The 21564-nt window shown below is 66.6% G+C and carries 18 protein-coding genes; 12 read left to right on the forward strand and 6 right to left on the reverse strand.

Annotated elements, in window-relative coordinates:
• Positions 1-14 precede the first annotated feature (14 nt).
• Positions 15-827, reverse strand: a complete 813-nt coding sequence (locus NNZ72_RS03165) for a pyruvate, water dikinase regulatory protein (protein ID WP_306766167.1) — start codon at positions 825-827, stop codon at positions 15-17.
• A 414-nt stretch (positions 828-1241) separates the two neighbouring features.
• On the opposite strand from NNZ72_RS03165, the gene hemE reads away from it, so the two are divergent.
• The 8 genes from hemE (at position 1242) to NNZ72_RS03205 (ending at position 10030) form a co-directional block, all read left to right on the forward strand.
• On the forward strand, positions 1242-2276 hold the full coding sequence (gene hemE, locus NNZ72_RS03170; RefSeq protein WP_257312630.1) for a uroporphyrinogen decarboxylase: 1035 nt from the start codon (positions 1242-1244) through the stop codon (positions 2274-2276).
• On the forward strand, positions 2273-2812 hold the full coding sequence (gene hemJ, locus NNZ72_RS03175) for a protoporphyrinogen oxidase HemJ (RefSeq protein ID WP_257312633.1): 540 nt from the start codon (positions 2273-2275) through the stop codon (positions 2810-2812). The genes hemE and hemJ overlap by 4 nt, the downstream gene beginning before the upstream one ends.
• Positions 2813-3001: 189 nt before the next feature.
• Positions 3002-4267: a transcription termination factor Rho gene (gene rho / locus NNZ72_RS03180; protein ID WP_257312635.1), complete on the forward strand. Its 1266-nt coding sequence runs from the start codon at positions 3002-3004 to the stop codon at positions 4265-4267.
• Between the two features lie 124 nt (positions 4268-4391).
• Positions 4392-5714, forward strand: a complete 1323-nt coding sequence (gene mnmE / locus NNZ72_RS03185) for a tRNA uridine-5-carboxymethylaminomethyl(34) synthesis GTPase MnmE (RefSeq protein ID WP_257312638.1) — start codon at positions 4392-4394, stop codon at positions 5712-5714.
• Positions 5715-5782: 68 nt separating this feature from the next.
• On the forward strand, positions 5783-7669 hold the full coding sequence (gene mnmG, locus NNZ72_RS03190; RefSeq protein WP_257312642.1) for a tRNA uridine-5-carboxymethylaminomethyl(34) synthesis enzyme MnmG: 1887 nt from the start codon (positions 5783-5785) through the stop codon (positions 7667-7669).
• Complete coding sequence (gene rsmG, locus NNZ72_RS03195; RefSeq protein ID WP_257312645.1) at positions 7669-8304, forward strand: 16S rRNA (guanine(527)-N(7))-methyltransferase RsmG; 636 nt, start codon at positions 7669-7671, stop codon at positions 8302-8304. The genes mnmG and rsmG overlap by 1 nt, the downstream gene beginning before the upstream one ends.
• Before the next feature lie 15 nt (positions 8305-8319).
• Positions 8320-9114: a ParA family protein gene (locus NNZ72_RS03200; protein ID WP_257312649.1), complete on the forward strand. Its 795-nt coding sequence runs from the start codon at positions 8320-8322 to the stop codon at positions 9112-9114.
• A gap of 22 nt (positions 9115-9136) precedes the next feature.
• Entirely contained in the window at positions 9137-10030 is an 894-nt protein-coding gene (locus NNZ72_RS03205) for a ParB/RepB/Spo0J family partition protein (RefSeq protein WP_257312652.1), read from the forward strand.
• A gap of 16 nt (positions 10031-10046) precedes the next feature.
• On the opposite strand, the gene holA is transcribed toward NNZ72_RS03205, so the two are convergent.
• The 3 genes from holA to leuS are packed head-to-tail and all read right to left on the reverse strand — an operon-like array spanning position 10047 to position 14236.
• Complete coding sequence (gene holA, locus NNZ72_RS03210; RefSeq protein ID WP_257312654.1) at positions 10047-11087, reverse strand: DNA polymerase III subunit delta; 1041 nt, start codon at positions 11085-11087, stop codon at positions 10047-10049.
• Between the two features lie 7 nt (positions 11088-11094).
• Complete coding sequence (gene lptE, locus NNZ72_RS03215; RefSeq protein ID WP_257312657.1) at positions 11095-11619, reverse strand: LPS assembly lipoprotein LptE; 525 nt, start codon at positions 11617-11619, stop codon at positions 11095-11097.
• Entirely contained in the window at positions 11606-14236 is a 2631-nt protein-coding gene (leuS, locus tag NNZ72_RS03220; protein ID WP_257312660.1) for a leucine--tRNA ligase, read from the reverse strand. The genes lptE and leuS overlap by 14 nt, the downstream gene beginning before the upstream one ends.
• Positions 14237-14413: 177 nt before the next feature.
• Between leuS and NNZ72_RS03225 the strand changes: the two genes are divergently transcribed.
• A complete protein-coding gene (locus NNZ72_RS03225) occupies positions 14414-15073 on the forward strand; it encodes a YggS family pyridoxal phosphate-dependent enzyme (protein ID WP_257312663.1) in 660 nt (219 codons plus the stop codon).
• A gap of 138 nt (positions 15074-15211) precedes the next feature.
• Positions 15212-17113 carry a propionyl-CoA synthetase gene (locus NNZ72_RS03230; RefSeq protein ID WP_257312666.1) on the forward strand — a complete coding sequence of 634 codons (1902 nt, stop codon included), beginning with the start codon at positions 15212-15214 and terminating at the stop codon, positions 17111-17113.
• Between the two features lie 57 nt (positions 17114-17170).
• On the opposite strand, the gene NNZ72_RS03235 is transcribed toward NNZ72_RS03230, so the two are convergent.
• On the reverse strand, positions 17171-17872 hold the full coding sequence (locus NNZ72_RS03235) for a DUF1013 domain-containing protein (RefSeq protein WP_257312670.1): 702 nt from the start codon (positions 17870-17872) through the stop codon (positions 17171-17173).
• A gap of 239 nt (positions 17873-18111) precedes the next feature.
• Between NNZ72_RS03235 and acs the strand changes: the two genes are divergently transcribed.
• Positions 18112-20067, forward strand: a complete 1956-nt coding sequence (gene acs / locus NNZ72_RS03240; RefSeq protein WP_257312673.1) for an acetate--CoA ligase — start codon at positions 18112-18114, stop codon at positions 20065-20067.
• Positions 20068-20203: 136 nt separating this feature from the next.
• Here acs and NNZ72_RS03245 read toward each other — a convergent pair whose 3' ends face one another.
• Complete coding sequence (locus tag NNZ72_RS03245) at positions 20204-20401, reverse strand: DUF1674 domain-containing protein (RefSeq protein WP_257312676.1); 198 nt, start codon at positions 20399-20401, stop codon at positions 20204-20206.
• Positions 20402-20558: 157 nt separating this feature from the next.
• Here NNZ72_RS03245 and htpX point away from each other — a divergent pair, with 157 nt between their 5' ends.
• On the forward strand, positions 20559-21521 hold the full coding sequence (htpX, locus tag NNZ72_RS03250; protein ID WP_257312678.1) for a zinc metalloprotease HtpX: 963 nt from the start codon (positions 20559-20561) through the stop codon (positions 21519-21521).
• The last annotated feature ends 43 nt before the right edge of the window (positions 21522-21564 follow it).

Here is a 21564-nt window from a genome sequence, read left to right on the forward strand (position 1 = left end):
GGTGCCCCTCCGCGTTAGCGGAGCCTCGGGCGAAGGGCAACGATTGCCGCGGCGGTTTCCTCGATCGAGCGGCGGGTGACGTCGATCATCGGCCAGTTGTTGCGCGCGCAGATCGCGCGCGCATATTTCAGCTCCTCGGCGATCTGCGCGCGGTCCGTGTAGTCGTCGCCGCGGAAATCCTGGGTCTGGCCGAGAATGCGGTTCTCCCGCACCTGGGAGATCCGGTCGGTGGTGGCGATCAACCCGACGATCAGCGGCCGGGTGGCCTGCGCCAGCCGCTCGGGCAGCGGCACGCCGAGCACGATGGGCACATTGGCCGTCTTGATGCCGCGATTGGCGAGATAGATGCTCGTCGGCGTCTTCGAGGTGCGGCTGATGCCGACGAGGATCACGTCCGCCTCGTCGATATCGGCGGGCAGCTGCCCGTCGTCATGGTCCATCGTGAAATTCAGCGCGTCGATGCGGGCGAAATAGTCGGCGTCCATCACGTGCTGCGCGCCGACGCGGCGGCGCGACGGCGCGCCGAGATAGGACTGGAAGAGGTCGATGATCGGCTCGAGCACGGAGACGCAGGGAAGCCCCATCTCCCGGCAGCGCTGGTCGATGATCTCGGAGAGCTCGCGGTCGACGATCGTGTAGAGGACGATGCCGGGCGCGCCGTCGATGGCGTCGAGCACCGCCATCAGCTGCTTGCGGTTTCGCACCAGCGGATAGACGTGCTCCAGCGCCTGCGAGGACTGGAACTGGGCGGCGGCGGCCCGGCCGGCGGCGATCAGCGTCTCGCCCGTCGAGTCCGAAATCAGATGGAGATGGAAGTAGTTTTTCATGCTCTCCACAATATCCTCCGCTGCCTGTTGATAGGCCGGGACGGCCAAGAGCTAATGACGGCGGCGGCCCCGAGGCAAGGGGACAACGTCCGATTTATCCACAAAGGCGGGTGACGCCCGGCCGCTTGTCCCGCGGCTGTGGACAAGACTCGCGGAACGGCAAAGTGTCGCGTCCATCCACAGCCGGCCCACAGGAACGGCATTTTCCAAGACCGGCGTAATCTCCTGATTCGAAAGCCGGAATCCGAATGATCCCCGATCTTCTGGAAAAGCATCCGAATCCATCCTCCGGATTCGGGCGCCGCGGCGCATCAAGGGTTCCCTGTGGAGCGGATTTAATCCTTGATAGTCACCGACTCTAAGAAATAGAAACCTCTTCAAAGAGATTTTTTCATTGTTTGGGAGAGTTCCGCGGTGTCTCGGAAAAGCCGGAAGATCGTCGATGTTTTGAATGGCAAGACGGTTTCTCCCCCTCCCCTGTGGCTGATGCGGCAGGCGGGACGCTACCTGCCGGAATACCGCCGGACGCGGGAGCAGGCGGGCGGCTTCCTCGATCTCTGTTATTCGCCGGAGCTCGCGACGGAGGTGACGCTGCAGCCGATCCGGCGCTACGGCTTCGACGCGGCGATCCTGTTCTCCGACATCCTCGTCATCCCCGATGCGCTGAGGCGCAATGTCCGCTTCGAGGAGGGCCATGGACCGAGGCTCGACCCGATCGACGCCGACGGCATTCGCGCGCTGAAGCCCGATGCGGTCGCCGACCACCTGCGGCCGGTGATCGAGACGGTCGGCCGCATCCGCGCGGCCCTTCCGGAAGAGACCGCCCTTCTCGGCTTCTGCGGCGCGCCCTGGACGGTCGCCACCTACATGATCGCCGGCCACGGCACGCCGGACCAGGCGCCGGCCCGGCTCTTCGCCTATCGCGACCGGGCGACGTTCTCCTATCTCCTCGATTTCCTCGCCGACGTCTCGGCCGATTATCTCGTCGCGCAGATCGATGCCGGCGCCGATGCCGTGCAGATCTTCGATTCGTGGGCGGGGGTTCTCGGCGAGCGGGAATTTGCCGATTTCGCGGCGCGTCCCGTCCGGCGCATGATCGATTCGGTGCGCGCGCGCCGCCCGGCCGCGAAGGTCATCGCCTTCGCCAAGGGGGCCGGCCTGCTCCTGAAGACCTACCGCCAGGAGACGCGGGCCGACGCGATCGGCCTCGACTGGTCCGTGCCCCTCTCCTTCGCCGCCGAGCTGCAGAAGGACGGTCCGGTGCAGGGCAATCTCGACCCGATGCGCGTCGTCGCCGGCGGTGCGGCGCTCGACGAGGGCGTCGACGCGATCCTCACGGCGCTCGGCAACGGCCCGCTGATCTTCAATCTCGGCCACGGCATCACGCCGCAGGCCGATCCGGAGAACGTGGCGCGGCTCGTGGACCGGGTGCGCGGGGGCCGGCCATGACCGAGCGGCAGACGGGCGAGGCGCCGGGCCGGCGCGCGCGCATCCGCGCGGCGATCGCCCTTGCCGTCTTCGCCCTCGTCGCCGGCCTCGTCGTGCTGTTTCCGCCGGAAAATCCCTATCTGTGGCTGAAGGCGCTGCACATCATCGCCGTCATCTCCTGGATGGCGGGCCTGCTCTACCTGCCGCGGCTCTTCGTCTATCACACCGACGCGCCGAAGGGTTCGCCGCTTTCGGAAACGCTGAAGGTGATGGAGCGGCGGCTCTACCGCGTCATCATGCAGCCGGCGATGGGCCTTGCCTGGCTGCTCGGCCTCTATCTCGCCTGGTCGGTCTACGGCTTCCAGGGCGGCTGGCTGCATGCGAAGCTGCTTCTCGTCGTGCTTCTCACCGGCGTGCACCAGTTCTACGGCCGCGCCGTCGAAGCCTTCGCCCGCGACGAGAACCGCCGCAGCGGCCGCGCCTGGCGCGTCTGGAACGAGGCGCCGGCGGCCCTGATGATCCTCGTCGTCGTGATCGTCGTCGTGAAGCCGTTCTGAGCCGTCCGTTGCGACAGGAAGGAGAAATTCCGACGCCCCCTTGCGGCCCAGGGCCGGAACCGCTATTTTCCGCGCATCTCATCTTTCGTGGCATGTGTATTCGTTCAGTGGACTGCTCCGGACCTCGCGCAGTTCGTCCTTGACCCGCACGCCTTCTCCCATCCCGAAGACCTCCAGCATGGACCATTCATGGCCGAAATGAAGCTACAAGACCTCAAGAACAAGACTCCGACCGACCTCCTCGCTTTCGCCGAATCGCTCGAGGTCGAGAACGCGAGCACGATGCGCAAGCAGGAACTGATGTTTGCCATCCTCAAGATGCTGGCCGCGCAGGACGTGGAGATCATCGGCGAGGGTGTTGTGGAAGTGCTGCAGGACGGATTCGGCTTCCTGCGCTCGGCCAATGCGAATTACCTGCCCGGCCCGGACGACATCTACATCTCGCCCTCGCAGATCCGCCGCTTCTCGCTGAAGACCGGCGACACGGTCGAGGGGCCGATCCGGGGACCCAAGGAGGGCGAGCGCTATTTCGCGCTGCTCAAGGTCAACACGATCAATTTCGACGACCCGGAGAAGATCCGCCACAAGGTCCATTTCGACAACCTGACGCCGCTCTATCCGAACGAGCGCTTCAAGATGGAACTCGACGTTCCGACCTCGAAGGACTTGTCGCCGCGCGTGATCGACCTCGTGGCGCCGCTCGGCAAGGGCCAGCGCGCGCTGATCGTCGCGCCGCCGCGCACCGGCAAGACGGTGCTCCTGCAGAACATCGCCCATTCGATCACCGCGAACCATCCGGAATGCTACCTGATCGTGCTGCTCATCGACGAGCGGCCCGAGGAGGTGACCGACATGCAGCGCTCGGTGAAGGGCGAGGTCGTCTCCTCGACCTTCGACGAGCCGGCCGCCCGTCACGTCCAGGTCGCGGAGATGGTGATCGAGAAGGCGAAGCGCCTGGTCGAGCACGGCCGCGACGTCGTCATCCTGCTCGATTCGATCACCCGCCTCGGCCGCGCCTACAACACGGTCGTGCCGTCCTCCGGCAAGGTGCTGACCGGCGGCGTCGACGCCAACGCCCTGCAGCGGCCGAAGCGCTTCTTCGGTGCGGCCCGCAACATCGAGGAAGGCGGCTCCCTGACGATCATCGCCACGGCGCTGATCGACACCGGCAGCCGCATGGACGAGGTCATCTTCGAGGAGTTCAAGGGCACCGGCAACTCGGAGATCGTCCTCGACCGCAAGGTCGCCGACAAGCGCATCTTTCCGGCGATGGACATCCTCAAGTCGGGGACCCGCAAGGAGGACCTGCTCGTTCCGCGCCAGGACCTGCAGAAGATCTTCGTGCTGCGCCGCATTCTTGCACCGATGGGCACGACGGACGCGATCGAATTCCTCATCGACAAGCTCAAGCAGACGAAGAACAACGGCGACTTCTTCGATTCGATGAACACCTGAGGTTTCCATTCAGGTCGGTGTGCGATGGTCCCGCCCGCAAGGCGGGGCCATTTTTCGTTGATGCGAATCGATTCTTCTCCGAAACGAACTTTCGATTCGCTTCCGTAACCTGTGGCGTTGAACGATGAACGACGAAACGATCTATGCCCTTTCGAGCGGCGGATTGCCTTCCGGCGTCGCCGTCATCCGCATCAGCGGGCCGCAGACGCAGCATGTTCTCGATGCCTTGTGCGGGCGCATGCCGGAGCCTCGGTTCGCGACGCTCCTTCCGATTCGCAACCGGAACGGTGAGGCTTTAGACCGCGGACTGGTGCTCTATTTCCCCGGGCCAGCCTCCTTCACGGGTGAGGATACCGCCGAATTGCAGATCCACGGGGGCCGGGCGACGGTCAGGGCGGCGTTCTCGGCGCTGGACGCGATCCCGGGCCTGCGGGCGGCCGAAGCCGGCGAGTTCTCGCGCCGTGCCTTCCTGAACGGCAAGATGGATCTGGTCGCCGTCGAGGGGCTTGCCGATCTCGTCGCCGCGGACACGGAGATGCAGCGCCGGCTGGCGGCGGAGCAGGCCTCCGGCGGCCTGTCCAGGCTCTACGAATCCTGGGCGAAGCGCCTGACCCATGCGCGGGCGATGATCGAGGCCGAGCTGGATTTCGCCGACGAGGAGGATGTCCCGGGCTCCGTTGCCGAAACCATATGGGACGACATGCGCCTCTTGCATCAGGACGTCGTTAACCATATTTCGTCCGCGCAGGCGGGCGAGATCGTCCGGGACGGGCTGCGGGTCGTCATCGCCGGCCCGCCGAACGCCGGAAAATCCAGCCTTATCAACTATTTGGCCAAGAGGGATGTGGCGATCGTCACCGATGTTCCGGGCACGACGCGCGATGTGCTGCATGTCGACCTCGATCTCTATGGCTTCGCCGTGCGGCTTTACGATACGGCCGGGTTGCGGGATACCGAGGATCTCGTCGAGCGGGAGGGCATTCGCAGGACGCATCTGTCGCTCGCCGAGGCCCATCTGGTGCTTTTGCTCCGCGATCGGCCGGATGCGGAGATCGATAGCGTGAAAAGCGTCTATACCGGGCCGGTCATCCGCGTCGGCACGAAGGTAGACCGGCAGGAATCGGCTTGGCCGGCCGGCACGGCGGATGTTATGATTTCCGTCGAGACAGGTGCCGGCATTCCGGAGCTGCTTGCAAGGATCGGTGCGTACCTGCCGGACATTTCGGCGGCCAATGCCCAGGCCCTCCCGACCCGCAAGCGGCATTTCGACAATCTCCGCGTCGTGGAAGACAATCTGGGGCAGGCGATCGATGCGGCGCATGTCGGGCTGGATATCCGGGCGGAGTTCCTGCGCCGCGCCGCACACGCCCTCGGGCGTATCGCGGGGCGCGTCGACGTGGAGAATCTTCTCGATGTGATCTTCTCCGAATTCTGCATCGGAAAATGATTCACGTGAAACAGTGCAACGTGAGCGAGTCGCATGACGCGTTTCACGTGAAACAGGTGGACTGAGACATGACAGAGCGGCTTGGCTATGATGTCGTCGTGATCGGCGGCGGGCATGCGGGTACGGAGGCGGCCGCGGCCTCGGCGCGCTTCGGTGCGCGGACGGCCCTCGTCACGCACAAGGCCGCGACGATCGGCACGATGTCCTGCAATCCGGCGATTGGCGGTCTGGGGAAGGGCCATCTCGTGCGGGAAGTCGATGCCCTCGACGGGCTCATGGGCCGTGTCGCCGACAAGGCGGGGATTCAGTTCCGGCTTCTCAATCGCCGCAAGGGGCCCGCCGTCCGGGGGCCGCGCACGCAGGCGGACCGCAGGCTTTATCGGGAAGCGATGCAGGCGGAGATTGCTGCGATCGACAATCTCGATGTGATCGAGGGCGACGCCTTCGATGTCGAGATCGTTGATGGCCGGGTGTCTGCCGTGATCATGCAGGACGGGCGCCGGATCGCGTGCGGGTCGGTCGTGGTGACGACCGGGACCTTCCTGCGCGGCCTTATTCATATCGGCAACGAAAAGATTCCGGCGGGCCGCGTCGGCGAAGCGCCGTCGATCGGTCTTTCGGCGACGTTCGAGCGGCTGGGCCTCGGGCTCGCGCGCCTCAAGACGGGAACGCCGGCACGGCTGGACGGCCGGACGATCGACTGGAGCGCCGTCGGCCGGCAGGTGGCCGACGAGGATCCGGTGCCCTTCTCCTTCATGACGGACCGCATCACCACCCCGCAGATCGAGTGCGGCGTCACGCGCACGACGGCCGAGACGCACCGGATCATCGAGGAGAATATCGGCCGTTCGGCCATGTATTCCGGGCAGATCGAAGGCGTCGGGCCGCGTTATTGCCCGTCGATCGAGGACAAGATCGTCCGTTTCGGCGAACGGGACGGACACCAGATCTTCCTCGAGCCGGAGGGTCTGGACGACGACACGGTCTATCCGAACGGCATTTCCAACTCCCTGCCGGTCGATGTGCAGGCGGCGTTCATCCGCACGATTCCGGGCCTGGAGACGGTTCGGATCCTTCAGCCGGGCTATGCGATCGAGTACGATCACGTCGATCCCCGCGAGCTGTCGGCCACGCTGGAGGTGCGCCGCGTCGCCGGTCTCTTCCTTGCCGGGCAGATCAACGGGACGACGGGATACGAGGAAGCGGCGGCGCAGGGTCTCGTCGCCGGCCTGAACGCGGCGCGCCGCGCCGGCGGTGGGGACGGTCATGTATTCAGCCGGACGGAGAGCTATATCGGCGTGATGATCGACGACCTCACGTCACGCGGCGTGACGGAGCCCTATCGGATGTTCACGTCCCGCGCGGAGTATCGGCTGTCGCTGCGCGCCGACAATGCCGACATGCGCCTGTCGCCGCTCGGCCTCCAGCTCGGCCTGCTCGGCGAAGCGCGCGCCGAGCGCTTCGGGCGCTGGTCGGCGGACATGGATCGGCTTCGCGGCCGGCTCAAGGCCCTGACGCTGTCGCCGAACGAGGCCGCCCATGCCGGGATCAAGGTGAATCAGGACGGGACCCGCCGGAGCGCCTATGATCTGCTCGCCTATCCGGACATCGACTATGCACGCCTTGCCGGCATCTGGCCGGAGGCCCTGGCCGCGGTCGCGCTACGCATGCGGGAAGCGATCGAGATCGAGGCGAGCTATGCGGTCTACATGGAGCGCCAGCAGGCGGACATCGCCGAGACGAAGAAGGAGGAGGAGCGGCGCATTCCCGACGCTTTCGACTTCCTCACCTTGCCGGGGCTCTCGATCGAATTGCGCCAGAAGCTGACGGCTGCACGCCCAGCCAATCTGGCGCAGGCCGCCAAGGTGGACGGAATGACGCCGGCTGCTTTGACGCTGCTTCTCGCCCACCTGCGGCGCGGGCAGAATGACGATGCCGTGCGGGCGGCACACTGATGGAGAGTCTGCCCCGCGACCTGAACGGCCTGCGTGTTTCACGTGAAACCATGGACCGCCTGCACGGCTTCGTCGCCCTGTTCCGCAAATGGGCTAGGGCGATCAACCTGGTGGCGCCGTCGACGCTTGCGGAGCTGTGGCGCCGCCACGTCGTCGACAGCGCGCAGATCTACGCCCTCCATCCGGGGCCGCGGCACTGGGTAGATCTCGGAAGCGGCGGCGGCTTTCCGGGGATCGTCACCGGCATCCTGCTGGCGGAAGCCGGCGACGGCTGGGTGCATCTGGTCGAAAGCAACAACAAGAAGGCGGCCTTCCTGCGCACCGCTATTCTCGAAACCGGTGCGCGCGCCTCGGTCCATCCGATCCGCATCGAGGAGGCGCCCAGGGTAATCGAACATTGCGACGCCATATCCGCGCGCGCCCTCGCCGATCTCGATCTCCTGCTCGAATTCGGCTTTCCCTGGGCCGAGCGGAACGCCGATCTGCGCTTTTTCCTGCACAAAGGCCGGGATTATCAGCGGGAGGTCGATAAAGCGGTTGGTCGCTGGAGTTTCGATCTGGTAAAACATCGAAGCATCGTCGAGCCGGATTCGTTCGTGCTCGAGATTGCGAATCTTTCGCAAAGACCCTCGTGATATTGGCGGACGTCCATGGCAGGCGAGAAGAACAGGATCATCACCATTGCGAACCAGAAGGGTGGCGTCGGCAAGACGACGACGGCCATCAACCTCGCGACGGCGCTGGCGGCGATCGGCGAGCGCGTGCTCATCGTCGATCTCGACCCGCAGGGCAATGCCAGCACCGGCCTCGGCATCGACCGCCGCAACCGCGAATTTTCCTCCTACGACCTGCTGATCGGCAGCCACGGGGTCGCGGAAACCGCGCTGGAAACGGCCGTGCCGAACCTGTCGATCATTCCCTCGACGATGGACCTGCTCGGCATCGAGATGGAGATCGCCCAGCAGAGCGACCGCGTCTTCCGGCTGCGGCGTGCGTTGGCCTCCGCAGAGGCGCTTGCCTATTCCTATGTGCTGGTGGACTGCCCGCCGTCCTTCAACCTGCTGACGATGAATGCGATGGCCGCCGCCCACTCGGTCCTGGTGCCGCTGCAATGCGAGTTCTTCGCGCTCGAGGGCCTGAGCCAGCTTCTGGAGACGGTCGACCAGGTGCGCCGCACGGTCAATCCCTATCTCGACATCCAGGGTATCGTGCTGACCATGTTCGATTCGCGCAACAACCTGGCGCAGCAGGTGGTCAACGACGTGCGAACCCATCTCGGCGAGAAGGTCTATCACACGCTGATCCCCCGCAACGTGCGGGTCTCGGAGGCTCCGTCCTACGGGAAGCCGGCGATCCTCTACGACCTTAAATGCGCCGGAAGCCAGGCCTATCTTCAGCTGGCGTCGGAAGTGATCCAGCGCGAGCGGCAACGCAAGGCCGCATGACCCTGTACCGTGAGTAGAAGTCATGAATGAAGACAACTCAAAGCGGCGCCTCGGCCGCGGCCTTGCCGCCCTGATCGGCGAAATGGACCAGCTGCCGGCGGCGGATCTCTCCAGCCGGCCGTCCGTCAATCCGGACCGGATGGTGCCGATCGAGTTCGTCGGCCGCAACCCGCGCAACCCGCGCCGCCATTTCGACGAGTCCGAGCTCCAGGACCTCGCGTCCTCGATCCGCCAGCACGGCATCGTCCAGCCGGTCGTCGTGCGCACCACCGCCGACAACCGCTACGAGATCATCGCCGGCGAGCGGCGCTGGCGGGCGGCGCAGCTTGCCGGCCTGGTGGAGATCCCGGTGATCATCCGCGACGTGGACGACCGGACGGCGCTGGAAATCGCCATCGTCGAGAACGTGCAGCGCTCGGATCTCAATCCGCTGGAAGAGGCGATGGGCTACGAGCTGCTGATCGCCGACCACGGTTATACGCAGAACGACCTCGGCGAAATCATCGGCAAGAGCCGCAGCCACGTGGCAAACAGCCTGCGGCTCCTGAAACTGCCCGAGCCGGTCCGGGAGATGCTCGCCTCGGGCACGCTGTCGGCCGGTCATGCCCGCGCGCTGATCCCGACCTCCGATCCGGTGGCGCTGGCGCGGGCCATCGTCGCCAAGGGCATGTCCGTGCGCGATGCCGAGCGGCTGGCGCAGAACGACATCCGCGCGCAGGGCAATCCGGACCATGCGGCCGGCGCGGCGCGGCCGCAGGAGAAGGATGCGGATACGCTGGCGCTGGAGCGCACGCTCTCCGACGTGCTCGGGCTCGACGTGACCGTCAACCACAAGGGCAATGGCGGCCACCTGCGCATCGCCTACAAGACCCTGGAGCAGCTGGAAGAGATCTGCCGCCTGCTGGAGCGGCGCTGAGTTTCCTTAGCCGGATTCAGGAGCTCTTTCGCCCGGATTGCAGGACGGTCGCCAGCAGGGTCTGCATGGCGATCGTGTCCTCCAGCGCGGGACGCTGGCGGCTTTGCAATATGGCCGCCTGAAGCCGCTGCGTCTCGCGGCGGATGGCTGGGCCGGTCCAGGTTCTCAGCGCATTTTCCACGACGGGCTTGCGGCGGAAATGCAGGTGCCGGCCGAGCGTCGCCAGGGCCTGTGCGGCAGGCATGCGCTTCTCGTCCATCTCGGCGCGCATCAGCTCCAGGAGCTGGAACTGGCGCAGGCAGCCCTGGAGCACCAGGAAGACCGGCGTCCTGGACGAGACGATCTTCTGGATGGCATGAAGGAAGCCCTCGCGATCGCCCCGGAGGACCGCATCCACCGCGTCGTCGGTGGAAATGGCGCTGGCGTCGCCGACGATCTCCTCCACGTCCGCCTCCTCGACGACCTCCCTGCCGCGGCAGTAGAGCGCGAGCTTCTGCAGCTCGTTGCGCGAGGCGAGCCGGTCGCCGCCGATCGTCTCCGTCAGCCGCTCGCGCGCGGCCGGCGAGATGCGCAGGCCGGCGGCGGCGAGCTCCTGGTCGATGAGGCTCTGGAGCGCGCGGCTGTCGTCGGCATAGCAGGGGATGGCCACGGCCTGCGGCGTGGATTCGGCGAGCTTGCGCAGGGCCGCGCCCTTCTTCAGGTCTCCGGCCTCGACGATCAGCGTGGACGGGCCGGGCGGCATCCCGGCGAGATGCTGGAACGCGTCGCAGAGGCCCTTCTCGTTGGCCGCGCCGCGCACCCAGACGAGCCGGTCGCCGCCGAAGAGGCCGATGGCGTTCATCTCGTCGATCAGCCGGCCGGCATCCTGCGCGACGTCGCCGGCGTCGAGCTTGATCACGGAGAAGGGGTCGTCGAGGGCGACGCCGCTTGCGGCCGCGAGTGCTACGGCGCGCTCGGAGACGAGGCCGCGGTCGGGGCCGTAGACAAGGAGGAGGCGCACGGGCATCGGCCGCCGCTTCACGAAAGCGTCGAATTCGTGCGACTTGATCTCGGCCATGGCCGGTTCAGCGCCGCGCGAGCGCGGCGGCCACGTCGGCGCGGATCAGCTCGGCGAGCTCGCGGGCGGCGCGGTTCTCGGCGTCGCGCACGGCCCTGAGCTTGGCGAATTCCTGCACGGGGAAATCGACCGAGGCGACGGTCGAGCGCCGGCCGGAGGCCATGGTCTCGCCGGTGTCGATCTTGGCGAGGTTGTAGTCGGCGGTCACGACGAGGCGGCCGGCGCGGGGCACGTCCGTCTTGATGTCGAGCAGCACGCCGACATTGCGCACCGTGACGTTCAGGTCGAGGTGGTAGGCCGCCGTCTGCGGCTCGCCGGCGCCGCCGGCAAGGAGAAAGATCAGGCTGTTGCGTACCTGCTGCTCGACGCGGTCGTCCGCCTCGGAGATCGAGACGGAGGCGAGCTTGCCCCCGGTGTCGCCGCCGGTGGAATAGAGCGGCCGCACCTGGCAGCCGGCGACGAGGGCGAGAAGCGCCAGTCCGCCGGCCAGCTTCGCCAGCCGAAAACGGCCCGTTCCGTCAGACAACAACATTCACGATCCTCTGCGGTACGACGATGATCTTCTTCGGCTGCTTTCCGGCGAGCGCCGCCTGCACGGCCTCGAGCGCCAGCACGGCGCCCTCGACGGCAGTCTGGTCCGCGTCGCGGGCGATTGTCAAATCCGCCCGCTTCTTGCCGTTGATCTGCACCGGCAGCGTGATCTCGTTTTCGGCAACAAGCCGCTCGTCATAGGCCGGCCAGCCGGCGGTGGCGACGAGGTCGGCGCCGCCGATCTCGCGCCAGCATTCCTCCGCGAGATGCGGCGTCATCGGCGCGACGATGCGGATCAGGATGCCGACGGCCTCGCGCAGTGCCGCGGCGAGCTCCGGCGAGGCCTTGCCGGCGGCGGCGGCCGCAAGCGGGGCGGCGAGCGTGTTGACGAGCTCGTAGATGCGTGCCACGGCCTTGTTGAAGGCGAGCTTGTCGTAATCGGCCTGCACGGCCTTCAGCGTCCTGTGGGCGGCCTGCGAGACGGCCAGCGCCTCGCCTTCCGCGCCCGGCCGGCTCTCGACCGCCGTCAGCGCCGGTGCGGCCTCCGAGACGAGACGCCAGACGCGCTGGACGAAGCGATGGGCGCCCTCGACGCCGGCTTCCGACCAGATGACGTCACGGTCCGGCGGCGAGTCGGAGAGCACGAAGAAGCGGGCCGTGTCGGCGCCGTAGGAGGCGATGATGTCGTCCGGGTCGACCACGTTCTTCTTCGACTTCGACATCTTCTCGATCGAGCCGATCGCGATTTCTTCTCCGGATTCGACGTGCACGGCGCGGCGCCTGCCGTCCGCCTCCTCGATGCGGATCTCGGCGGGCGTCACCCATTCGCGCTTGCCGCCCGTCTCGCGGCTATAGGTCTCGTGCACCACCATGCCCTGGGTGAAGAGGCCCTTGAAGGGCTCCTTCAGGTCGAGATGGCCGGTCTCGCGCATGGCGCGGGTGAAGAAGCGCGAATAGAGCAGATGCAGGATCGCGTGCTCGATGCCGCCGATATACTGGTCGACCGGCAGCCAGGCATTGGCGGCGGCCGGATCGGTCGGGTCGTTCTCCCAGGGCGCGGTGAAGCGGGCGAAATACCAGGAGGAGTCGACGAAGGTGTCCATCGTGTCCGTCTCGCGCCGGGCATCCCTGCCGCAGGCCGGGCAGGCGACGTGGCGCCAGGTCGGATGCCGGTCGAGCGGGTTGCCCGGCTTGTCGAAGGTCACGTCGTCGGGCAGCTTCACCGGCAGGTCGGCCTTCGGCACCGGCACGACGCCGCAGGCCTCGCAATGGATGACCGGGATCGGGCAGCCCCAGTAGCGCTGGCGCGAGATGCCCCAGTCGCGCAGCCGGAAGTTCACCTTGCGCTCGCCCTGCGGCGCGCCGCCGAGCATGGTCGCCGTCAGCTTCTCGGCCACCGCCTCGAAAGCGGCGTCGGTGGAAAGCCCGTCGAGGAAGCGGGAGTTGATCATCACGCCGTCGTAGACATAGGCCTCGTCGCCGATGGCGAAGGTCGCGGCATCGCCGTCCTCCGGCATGACGACGGGCACGACCGGCAGGCCGTATTTGCGGGCGAAGTCGAGGTCGCGCTGGTCGCCGGAGGGGCAGCCGAAGATCGCGCCGGTGCCGTAGTCCATCAGCACGAAATTGGCGACATAGACCGGCAGTTCCCAGCCCGCGTCGAAGGGATGGCGCACGCGGATGCCGGTGTCCATGCCCTTCTTCTCGGCCGTCTCGAGGGCGGCGAGCGAGGTGCCGGCGCGCCGGCATTCCTCGGCGAAGGCTTCGATAGCCGGATTCCTCGCCGCCGCCTCGCGGGCGAGCGGATGGTCGGCGGAGATCGCGAGGAACGAGGCGCCGAACAGCGTGTCGGGACGCGTCGTGTAGACGGTGACGTCCCTGGCGGCGGTGAGGCCCGCGCCGTCGGAGATCTCCCAGCGGACCAGCATGCCCTCGGAGCGGCCGATCCAGTTCTTCTGCATCAGCCGCACCTTCTCCGGCCACTGGTCGAGCGTGTCGAGCGCGTCGAGCAGGTCCTGGCTGAAATCGGTGATTCGGAAGAACCATTGCGTCAGCTCGCGCTGCTCCACCAGCGCGCCGGAGCGCCAGCCGCGGCCGTCGATCACCTGCTCGTTGGCGAGCACGGTGTGGTCGACCGGGTCCCAGTTCACCTTCGACTGCTTGCGGTAGACGAGGCCCTTCTCCAGGAAGTCCAGGAAGAGGTGCTGCTGGCGGTGATAGTATTCGACGTCGCAGGTGGCGAACTCGCGCGACCAGTCGAGCGACAGGCCCATCGATTTCAGCTGGCCGCGCATGGTCTCGATGTTCTGGTAGGTCCAGCCCTTGGGGTGGACCTTGTTCTGCATGGCGGCGTTCTCCGCCGGCATGCCGAAGGCGTCCCAGCCCATCGGGTGCAGCACGTTGTAGCCGCGGGCGCGCTTGTAGCGGGCGACGACGTCGCCCATCGCGTAGTTGCGCACGTGGCCCATGTGGATGCGGCCCGACGGATAGGGGAACATCTCCAGCACGTAGTACTTCTCGCGCGGGTCGTCGTTCTTCGTCAGGAAGACGTTCTCTTCGTTCCATTTCGCCTGCCAGCGGGGCTCGGCATCGCGCGGATTGTAGCGTTCGGTGGCCATGTCTGTGATGTTCCGGAAGTCTTTTGGGGAAGTTCTCGGCGGGCGGTGCGCCCATGCGAAGTTGTCGCGCTGACCTTCACCATGAAACCGCCGGAGCGTCAAGTTTTGCGGGCTCGCGCTTGGCTTTCCGGCCGGATTTCGCTAGGTCCGGCAGGACCGACAGCGGGGAGAACGACCATGGAGCTTCAGGACCGTCTCGAAGAGGTGCGGGCGCGCATCGATAAGGCGAGCCGCGAGGCCGGCAGGCCTGCCGGCGCGGTGACGCTGGTCGCCGTCTCGAAGACCTTCGACGCGGAGGCGATCCGCCCGGCGCTCGCCGCCGGCCAGCGCGTCTTCGGCGAGAACCGCGTGCAGGAGGCGCAGGGCAAGTGGCCGGCCCTGCGCGCCGGGACGCCCGGCATCGAGCTTCATCTGATCGGCCCGCTGCAATCGAACAAGACGGCCGACGCCGTGGCGCTCTTCGACGTGATCGAGACGGTGGACCGCGAGAAGATCGCCCGGACGCTCGCCGCCGAGATGGCGCGGCAGGGCCGGCGACCGCGACTCTATGTCCAGGTCAACACCGGCCTCGAGCCGCAGAAGGCCGGCATTGCGCCGGACGGGACGCTCGCCTTCGTCGCCTTCTGCCGCGACGAACTCGCGCTCCCGATCGAGGGGCTGATGTGCATCCCGCCGGCCGACGAGAACCCGGGGCCGCATTTCGCGCTGCTCGCCAAGCTCGCCGCGCGGGCGGGGCTGGAGAAGCTCTCCATGGGCATGTCGGGCGACTACGAGACGGCGATCGCCTTCGGTGCCACCAGCGTGCGCGTCGGCTCGGCGATCTTCGGCACGCGCTAGCAGTCCCGGCAGGCGCATCCGCGCCCTCCCCTATCGTCCTAACCCTTTGGTCTGGCTTTTCGCCGGCCCCGCGCTCTCCTATCCTTCGACCCCGAGGAGCGACGGCCGCCGGTTCGGCCGTCCCGTCGGGAGGATGCAATGCAGAGCAATTACGGGGAAATCTACCGGGCCTGGCGGTCCGATCACGTCGCGCACTGGACGGAGGCGGCGCGCGGCGTCGACTGGTTCGAGCATCCGGCCACCGTCTTCGACGAGACGCTCGGCGTCTACGGCCGCTGGTTCCCGGACGGGCGCGGCAACACCTGTCACAACTGCGTGGACCGCCATGTCGAGGCCGGGCACGGCGAGCGCACCGCGCTGATCTACGACAGCCCGGTCACCGGCCGGAAGGCGCGCTACAGCTATGCCGAGCTGCTCGGCGAGGTGAACGCCATGGCGGCGGTGCTCGCCGACCACGGCGTGGAGAAGGGCGACCGCGTCGTCATCTACATGCCGATGATCCCGGAGGCGGTCTTCGCGATGCTCGCCTCAGCCCGCATCGGCGCGATCCATTCCGTCGTCTTCGGCGGCTTCGCGGCGAACGAGCTTGCCGCGCGCATCGAGGATTCGCAGGCGAAGCTCGTCGTCTCGGCGAGCTGCGGCATCGAGCCGAACCGCATCGTCGCCTACAAGCCGCTGCTCGACGCGGCGATCGGCCTGTCGCATCACAAGCCGGACCATTGCCTCGTGCTGCAGCGGCCGGAGCATGAGGCCGAGCTTGGCGAGGCGCGCGACGTCGATCTCGGCCCGGCGCTGGAGGCGGCGCGCGGGCGCACGGTGCCCTGCGCGTCGCTCGCCGCCACCGATCCGCTCTACATCCTCTATACGTCCGGCACGACCGGCCAGCCGAAGGGCGTGCTGCGCGACAACGGCGGCCATATGGTGGCGCTCGCCTGGTCGATGCGGGCGATCTACGGCGTTTCGCCCGGCGAGGTCTTCTGGGCGGCCTCCGACATCGGCTGGGTCGTCGGCCATTCCTACATCGTCTACGCGCCGCTCCTCAACGGCAGCGCCACGGTGCTCTACGAGGGCAAGCCGGTCGGCACGCCGGATGCCGGCGCCTTCTGGCGCGTCGTCGAGGAATACAAGGTCTCCGTGCTCTTCACGGCGCCGACCGCCTTCCGCGCCATCCGCAAGGAGGACCCGGAAGGGGCGCTGGTGAAGGACTACGACCTCTCCAGCCTCCGGGCGCTGTTCCTCGCCGGCGAGCGGGCCGATCCGGACACGGTGCAATGGGCGGAAAGGGTGCTCGGCGTGCCGGTCATCGATCACTGGTGGCAGACGGAGACGGGCTGGACCATCGCCGGCAATCCGCTCGGCCTCGGCCAGCTTCCCGTCAAGCACGGCTCGCCGACCGTGCCGATGCCCGGCTACGAGCTGCACGTGCTGGACGATGCCGGCCACGAGGTGCCGCCCGGCACGCTCGGCAACATCGCGCTGAAGCTGCCGCTGCCCCCGGGCTGCCTGCCGACCTTCTGGAATGCCGACGCCCGCTTCCGCGCCGCCTGCCTCGACGAGTTTCCCGGTTACTACAAGACGGCCGACGCCGGCTATGTCGACGAGGACGGCTACGTCTTCATCATGTCGCGCACCGACGACATCATCAACGTCGCCGGCCACCGCCTCTCCACGGGGGCGATGGAGGAGGTCTGCGCCAGCCATCCGGACGTCGCCGAATGCGCGGTGATCGGCGTCGCCGACACGGTGAAGGGGCAGATCCCGGCGGGCTTCCTCGTGCTCAACAGCGGTGTTTCACGTGAATCATCGGTGATCGAGCGCGAGGTGGTGGGGCTGGTGCGTGACCGCATCGGCCCGGTCGCGGCCTTCAAGACGGTGATCTGCGTGAAGCGCCTGCCGAAGACGCGCTCGGGAAAAATCCTGCGCGGGACGATGCAGAAGATCGCCGACCACGAGCCGTGGAAGATGCCCGCCACCATCGACGATCCGTCGATCCTCGACGAGATCGCCGCCGCGCTCCAGACCCGGGGCATCGGCGCATGAAAAAACCCGGCCGCGGATGGCGGCCGGGTTTTTTGTGAAGGGATGGGCCGGCCGGTCTCAGAACCGGTCGTCCTCCTCGTCCTCGTCGGGGGAGGAGGACTTCAGCGACTTCAGCTTGGCGAAGACGGCGTCGGCGTCGATCTCCTTCTCCTCCTCGCGGTCGCTGTAGGGCAGCTTTTCCGTTTCCTGCGCGGATTCGAGCGTGGCGCCGACTTCCGCCGCCGTCGGCAGCGGGCGGCCCTTCGAGGCGCGTTCCACCTCGAGGTCGAGGTCGATCTGCGAGCAGAGGCCGAGCGTGACGGGGTCCATCGGCGTCAGGTTGGCCGAGTTCCAGTGGGTGCGCTCGCGGATCTGCTCGATCGTCGACTTGGTGGTGCCGACGAGGCGGGAGATCTGCGCGTCCTTCAGCTCCGGATGGTTGCGCACCAGCCAGAGGATGGCGTTGGGGCGGTCCTGGCGCTTGGAGACCGGCGTGTAGCGCGGGCCCTTGCGCTTGGATTCCGGCACGCGCACCTTCGGTTCGGAGAGTTTCAGCTTGTGGGCGGGGTTCGCCTCGGCGCGGGCGATCTCCTCGCGGGAGAGCTGGCCGGTGGCGATCGGGTCGAGACCCTTGATGCCCTGCGCCGATTCGCCGTCCGCGATGGCCTTGACCTCGAGCGGATGCAGCTTGCAGAACTGTGCGATCTGGTCGAACGAGAGCGCCGTGTTGTCGACCAGCCAGACGGCGGTCGCCTTTGGCATGAGCAGCTGTTGAGCCATGGATATAGTCCTCTTGTCCGTCCGCGCCGGTGTCGCGGGCCGTGGAATGTTAACCACTCTAATTTCCGGGAATTGCGCCCTCTATAACGCCGCGTCGCAAGAAATGCAATTCTCCGCAAGGCAAATGACCTTCGTCTAATTGCCGGAAGGGTTTGACCTGATATGTATGGGCGAGACTTGCGCGGCCGCAGGAGACGGCCCCCGCGCGTTTGCATCGAGTGCATCGAGGGAGGAATTTCATGTCCACGAAGACCTATCCGGTTCTGAAGTCCGCCAGGAGCCGCACGCTCATCGACAACGAGACCTACCAGAAATGGTATCGCGAGAGCGTGGAGAACCCGGACCGCTTCTGGGACAAGCACGGCATGCGGATCGACTGGTTCAAGCCCTATACCAAGGTCAAGAACACGTCCTTTTCCGGCAAGGTCTCGATCAAGTGGTTCGAGGACGGCATCACCAACGTCTCCTACAACTGCATCGACCGGCATCTGAAGGCGCATGGCGACCAGGTGGCGATCATCTGGGAAGGCGACAACCCGTATATCGACAAGAAGATCACCTATAACGAGCTCTACGAGCACGTCTGCCGCATGGCGAACGTCTTGAAGAAGCACGGCGTCAAGAAGGGCGACCGCGTCACCATCTACATGCCGATGATCCCGGAAGCGGCTTACGCAATGCTCGCCTGCGCACGCATCGGCGCGGTCCATTCGGTCGTCTTCGGCGGTTTCTCGCCGGATGCGCTGGCCGGCCGCATCGTCGACTGCGAATCGACCTTCGTCATCACCTGCGACGAGGGCGTGCGCGGCGGCAAGCCGATCCCGCTCAAGGAAAACACCGACATCGCCATCGACATCGCGGCCAAGCAGTTCGTGATCGTCAACAAGGTGCTGGTCGTGCGCCGCACCGGCGGCAAGACCGGCTGGGCGCCGGGCCGCGACCTCTGGTACCACCAGGAGATCGCCACCGTCCCGCGCGATTGTCCGCCGGCGAAGATGAAGGCCGAGGATCCGCTCTTCATCCTCTACACCTCCGGCTCGACCGGCAAGCCGAAGGGCGTGCTGCACACGACGGCCGGCTATCTCGTCTTCGCCTCGATGACGCACAAATACGTCTTCGACTACCAGGACGGGGACATCTACTGGTGCACGGCCGACGTCGGCTGGGTCACCGGCCATTCCTACATCGTCTACGGGCCGCTCGCCAACCGCGCGACGACGCTGATGTTCGAGGGCGTGCCGAACTTCCCGGATGCCGGCCGCTTCTGGGAGGTGATCGACAAGCACAAGGTCAACATCTTCTACACCGCGCCGACGGCGATCCGCGCGCTGATGGGCGCGGGCGACGCCTTCGTCAAGCGCTCCTCGCGCTCGTCGATCCGCCTGCTCGGCTCGGTCGGCGAGCCGATCAACCCGGAAGCCTGGGAATGGTACTACCACGTGGTCGGCGAGGGCCGCAGTCCGATCGTCGACACCTGGTGGCAGACGGAGACGGGCGGCATCATGATCTCGCCGCTGCCGGGCGCGACCGACCTGAAGCCGGGTTCGGCGACGCGGCCCTTCTTCGGCATCAAGCCGGAGATCGTCGACAACGAGGGCCATGTGCTGACCGGCCCGACCGACGGCAACCTCTGCATCGTCGACAGCTGGCCGGGGCAGATGCGCACGGTCTACGGCGACCACAAGCGCTTCATCGAGACCTACTTCTCCACCTACAAGGGCAAGTATTTCACCGGCGACGGCTGCCGGCGCGACGAGGACGGCTATTACTGGATCACCGGCCGCGTCGACGACGTGCTCAATATCTCCGGCCACCGCCTCGGCACGGCCGAGATCGAATCGGCGCTCGTCTCGCACCATCTGGTGTCCGAGGCGGCCGTGGTCGGCTATCCGCACGGCCTCAAGGGCCAGGGCATCTACTGCTACGTCTCGCTGATGGCCGGCGAGGAGGGGACGGATGCGCTGCGCCAGGAGCTGGTCAAGCACGTGCGCAAGGAGATCGGCCCGATCGCCACGCCCGACAAGATCCAGTTCGCCCCCGGCCTGCCGAAGACCCGGTCGGGCAAGATCATGCGCCGGATCCTGCGCAAGATCGCCGAGGACGATTTCGGCGCCCTCGGGGATACCTCGACGCTTGCCGATCCGGCCGTCGTCGACGACCTGATCGCCAACCGGCAGAACAAGGCGGCGGGCTGACCGCCCTACGGATGGAAACGGCGGCCTGCGGGCCGCCGTTCTCGTTCAGGAGGTCGCCCTCCGCTTTTGTCCCTTCTGCCATTCGGAGAGGGAAGCGGGTCGCGGCCCGCACCGGCATTTCCTGAGCCGGATTCTCTCAGAAATCGATCGCTCGGCCCTTGATCTCCCAATCGCCGTAGCGGGCCGGGTCGGCACCGCCGCGGCCGCCGATCTCCGGCGCGGGCTCGGCCGGCATCGCCGCCCTGCGCCGTTCCTCCGCTTCCTTCAGCGCGCGCAACGCGGCGGGTGAAAGGACCTTCCGGCCATCGCTACGATTGTCGTTGTCGCTTTGCATGAGAATCGGCATCCTTCCCGGATATTGAAGAAGTCCTGTCGGATGACCATCATATAAGGGCGTGGGTTCGCTGTGGAAAGCGTTGATTCACGTGAAACATTCCTTGACAGCAAGGGAAGCGACCAGGGCAACGAGGCAGACAGGAGCCGGAAAAAGCATGAACATCGTTCGCACAGCCATGCTGCTCGCCGTCATGACGGCGCTTTTCATGGGCGTGGGCCTGCTGATCGGCGGCAAGGGCGGCATGATGATCGCCTTCTTCGTCGCGCTCGCCATGAACATCTTCTCCTACTGGAACTCCGACCGGATGGTGCTGTCGATGTACGGCGCCAAGGAGGTCGATGAGCGTTCCGCCCCGGAATATTACGGCATCGTGCGCGATCTCGCCGCGCGCGCCGGCCTGCCGATGCCGCGCGTCTACGTGATCAACAGCGACCAGCCCAACGCCTTCGCCACCGGCCGCAACCCCGAGAACGCCGCCGTCGCCGCCTCGACGGGCCTCCTCCATTCGCTGTCCTACGAGGAGGTGGCGGGCGTCATGGCGCACGAGCTCGCCCATGTCCAGAACCGCGACACGCTGACGATGACGATCACGGCGACGATCGCCGGCGCGATCTCCATGCTCGCCAATTTCGCCATGTTCTTCGGCGGCGGCAGCAGCCGCGAGAACAACAATCCGCTCGGCTTCGTCGGCGTGCTGATCGCCGCGATCGTCGCGCCCTTCGCCGCCATGCTGGTGCAGATGGCGATCAGCCGCACGCGCGAATATTCCGCCGACCGGCGCGGCGCGGAGATCTGCGGCAATCCGCTGTGGCTCGCCTCGGCGCTGAAGAAGATCGCCATCGCCGCCGGCCGCATTCCCAACGAGGAGGCCGAGCACAATCCGGCGACCGCGCACATGTTCATCATCAATCCGCTGTCGGGCGAGCGGATGGACAACCTGTTCTCGACCCATCCGAACACGGAAAACCGCATCGCCGCGCTGGAAGAAATGGCGCGCGGTGCGCGGCAGCGCTCGACGGAACCGGTCCGCGCTGATACTGCGGTGCGCAAATCGCGCTCCGTTCCGACGACCGGCTGGGGGCGCGGTGGCGAACCGCCCAAGGGCCCCTGGTCCTAGAGCAATTCCAGCAGAAGCGTGTCGCGGTCTTGCGTGCGGAATT

This window comes from Shinella pollutisoli (assembly GCF_024609765.1).
GTDB lineage: Bacteria > Pseudomonadota > Alphaproteobacteria > Rhizobiales > Rhizobiaceae > Shinella > Shinella pollutisoli.

Excerpts from the sequence above, each read along its gene's own strand:
- NNZ72_RS03200 (WP_257312649.1), top strand. The coding sequence starts at position 8,320 with ATGGCAGGCGAGAAGAACAGGATCATCACCATTGCGAACCAGAAGGGT.
- NNZ72_RS03225 (WP_257312663.1), top strand. The coding sequence starts at position 14,414 with ATGGAGCTTCAGGACCGTCTCGAAGAGGTGCGGGCGCGCATCGATAAG.
- lptE (WP_257312657.1), bottom strand. The coding sequence starts at position 11,619 with ATGTTGTTGTCTGACGGAACGGGCCGTTTTCGGCTGGCGAAGCTGGCC.
- htpX (WP_257312678.1), top strand. The coding sequence starts at position 20,559 with ATGAACATCGTTCGCACAGCCATGCTGCTCGCCGTCATGACGGCGCTT.
- acs (WP_257312673.1), top strand. The coding sequence starts at position 18,112 with ATGTCCACGAAGACCTATCCGGTTCTGAAGTCCGCCAGGAGCCGCACG.
- NNZ72_RS03205 (WP_257312652.1), top strand. The coding sequence starts at position 9,137 with ATGAATGAAGACAACTCAAAGCGGCGCCTCGGCCGCGGCCTTGCCGCC.
- NNZ72_RS03245 (WP_257312676.1), bottom strand. The coding sequence starts at position 20,401 with ATGCAAAGCGACAACGACAATCGTAGCGATGGCCGGAAGGTCCTTTCA.
- NNZ72_RS03165 (WP_306766167.1), bottom strand. The coding sequence starts at position 827 with ATGAAAAACTACTTCCATCTCCATCTGATTTCGGACTCGACGGGCGAG.
- mnmE (WP_257312638.1), top strand. The coding sequence starts at position 4,392 with ATGAACGACGAAACGATCTATGCCCTTTCGAGCGGCGGATTGCCTTCC.
- hemJ (WP_257312633.1), top strand. The coding sequence starts at position 2,273 with ATGACCGAGCGGCAGACGGGCGAGGCGCCGGGCCGGCGCGCGCGCATC.
- holA (WP_257312654.1), bottom strand. The coding sequence starts at position 11,087 with ATGGCCGAGATCAAGTCGCACGAATTCGACGCTTTCGTGAAGCGGCGG.
- rho (WP_257312635.1), top strand. The coding sequence starts at position 3,002 with ATGGCCGAAATGAAGCTACAAGACCTCAAGAACAAGACTCCGACCGAC.
- NNZ72_RS03235 (WP_257312670.1), bottom strand. The coding sequence starts at position 17,872 with ATGGCTCAACAGCTGCTCATGCCAAAGGCGACCGCCGTCTGGCTGGTC.
- mnmG (WP_257312642.1), top strand. The coding sequence starts at position 5,783 with ATGACAGAGCGGCTTGGCTATGATGTCGTCGTGATCGGCGGCGGGCAT.
- NNZ72_RS03230 (WP_257312666.1), top strand. The coding sequence starts at position 15,212 with ATGCAGAGCAATTACGGGGAAATCTACCGGGCCTGGCGGTCCGATCAC.
- leuS (WP_257312660.1), bottom strand. The coding sequence starts at position 14,236 with ATGGCCACCGAACGCTACAATCCGCGCGATGCCGAGCCCCGCTGGCAG.
- rsmG (WP_257312645.1), top strand. The coding sequence starts at position 7,669 with ATGGAGAGTCTGCCCCGCGACCTGAACGGCCTGCGTGTTTCACGTGAA.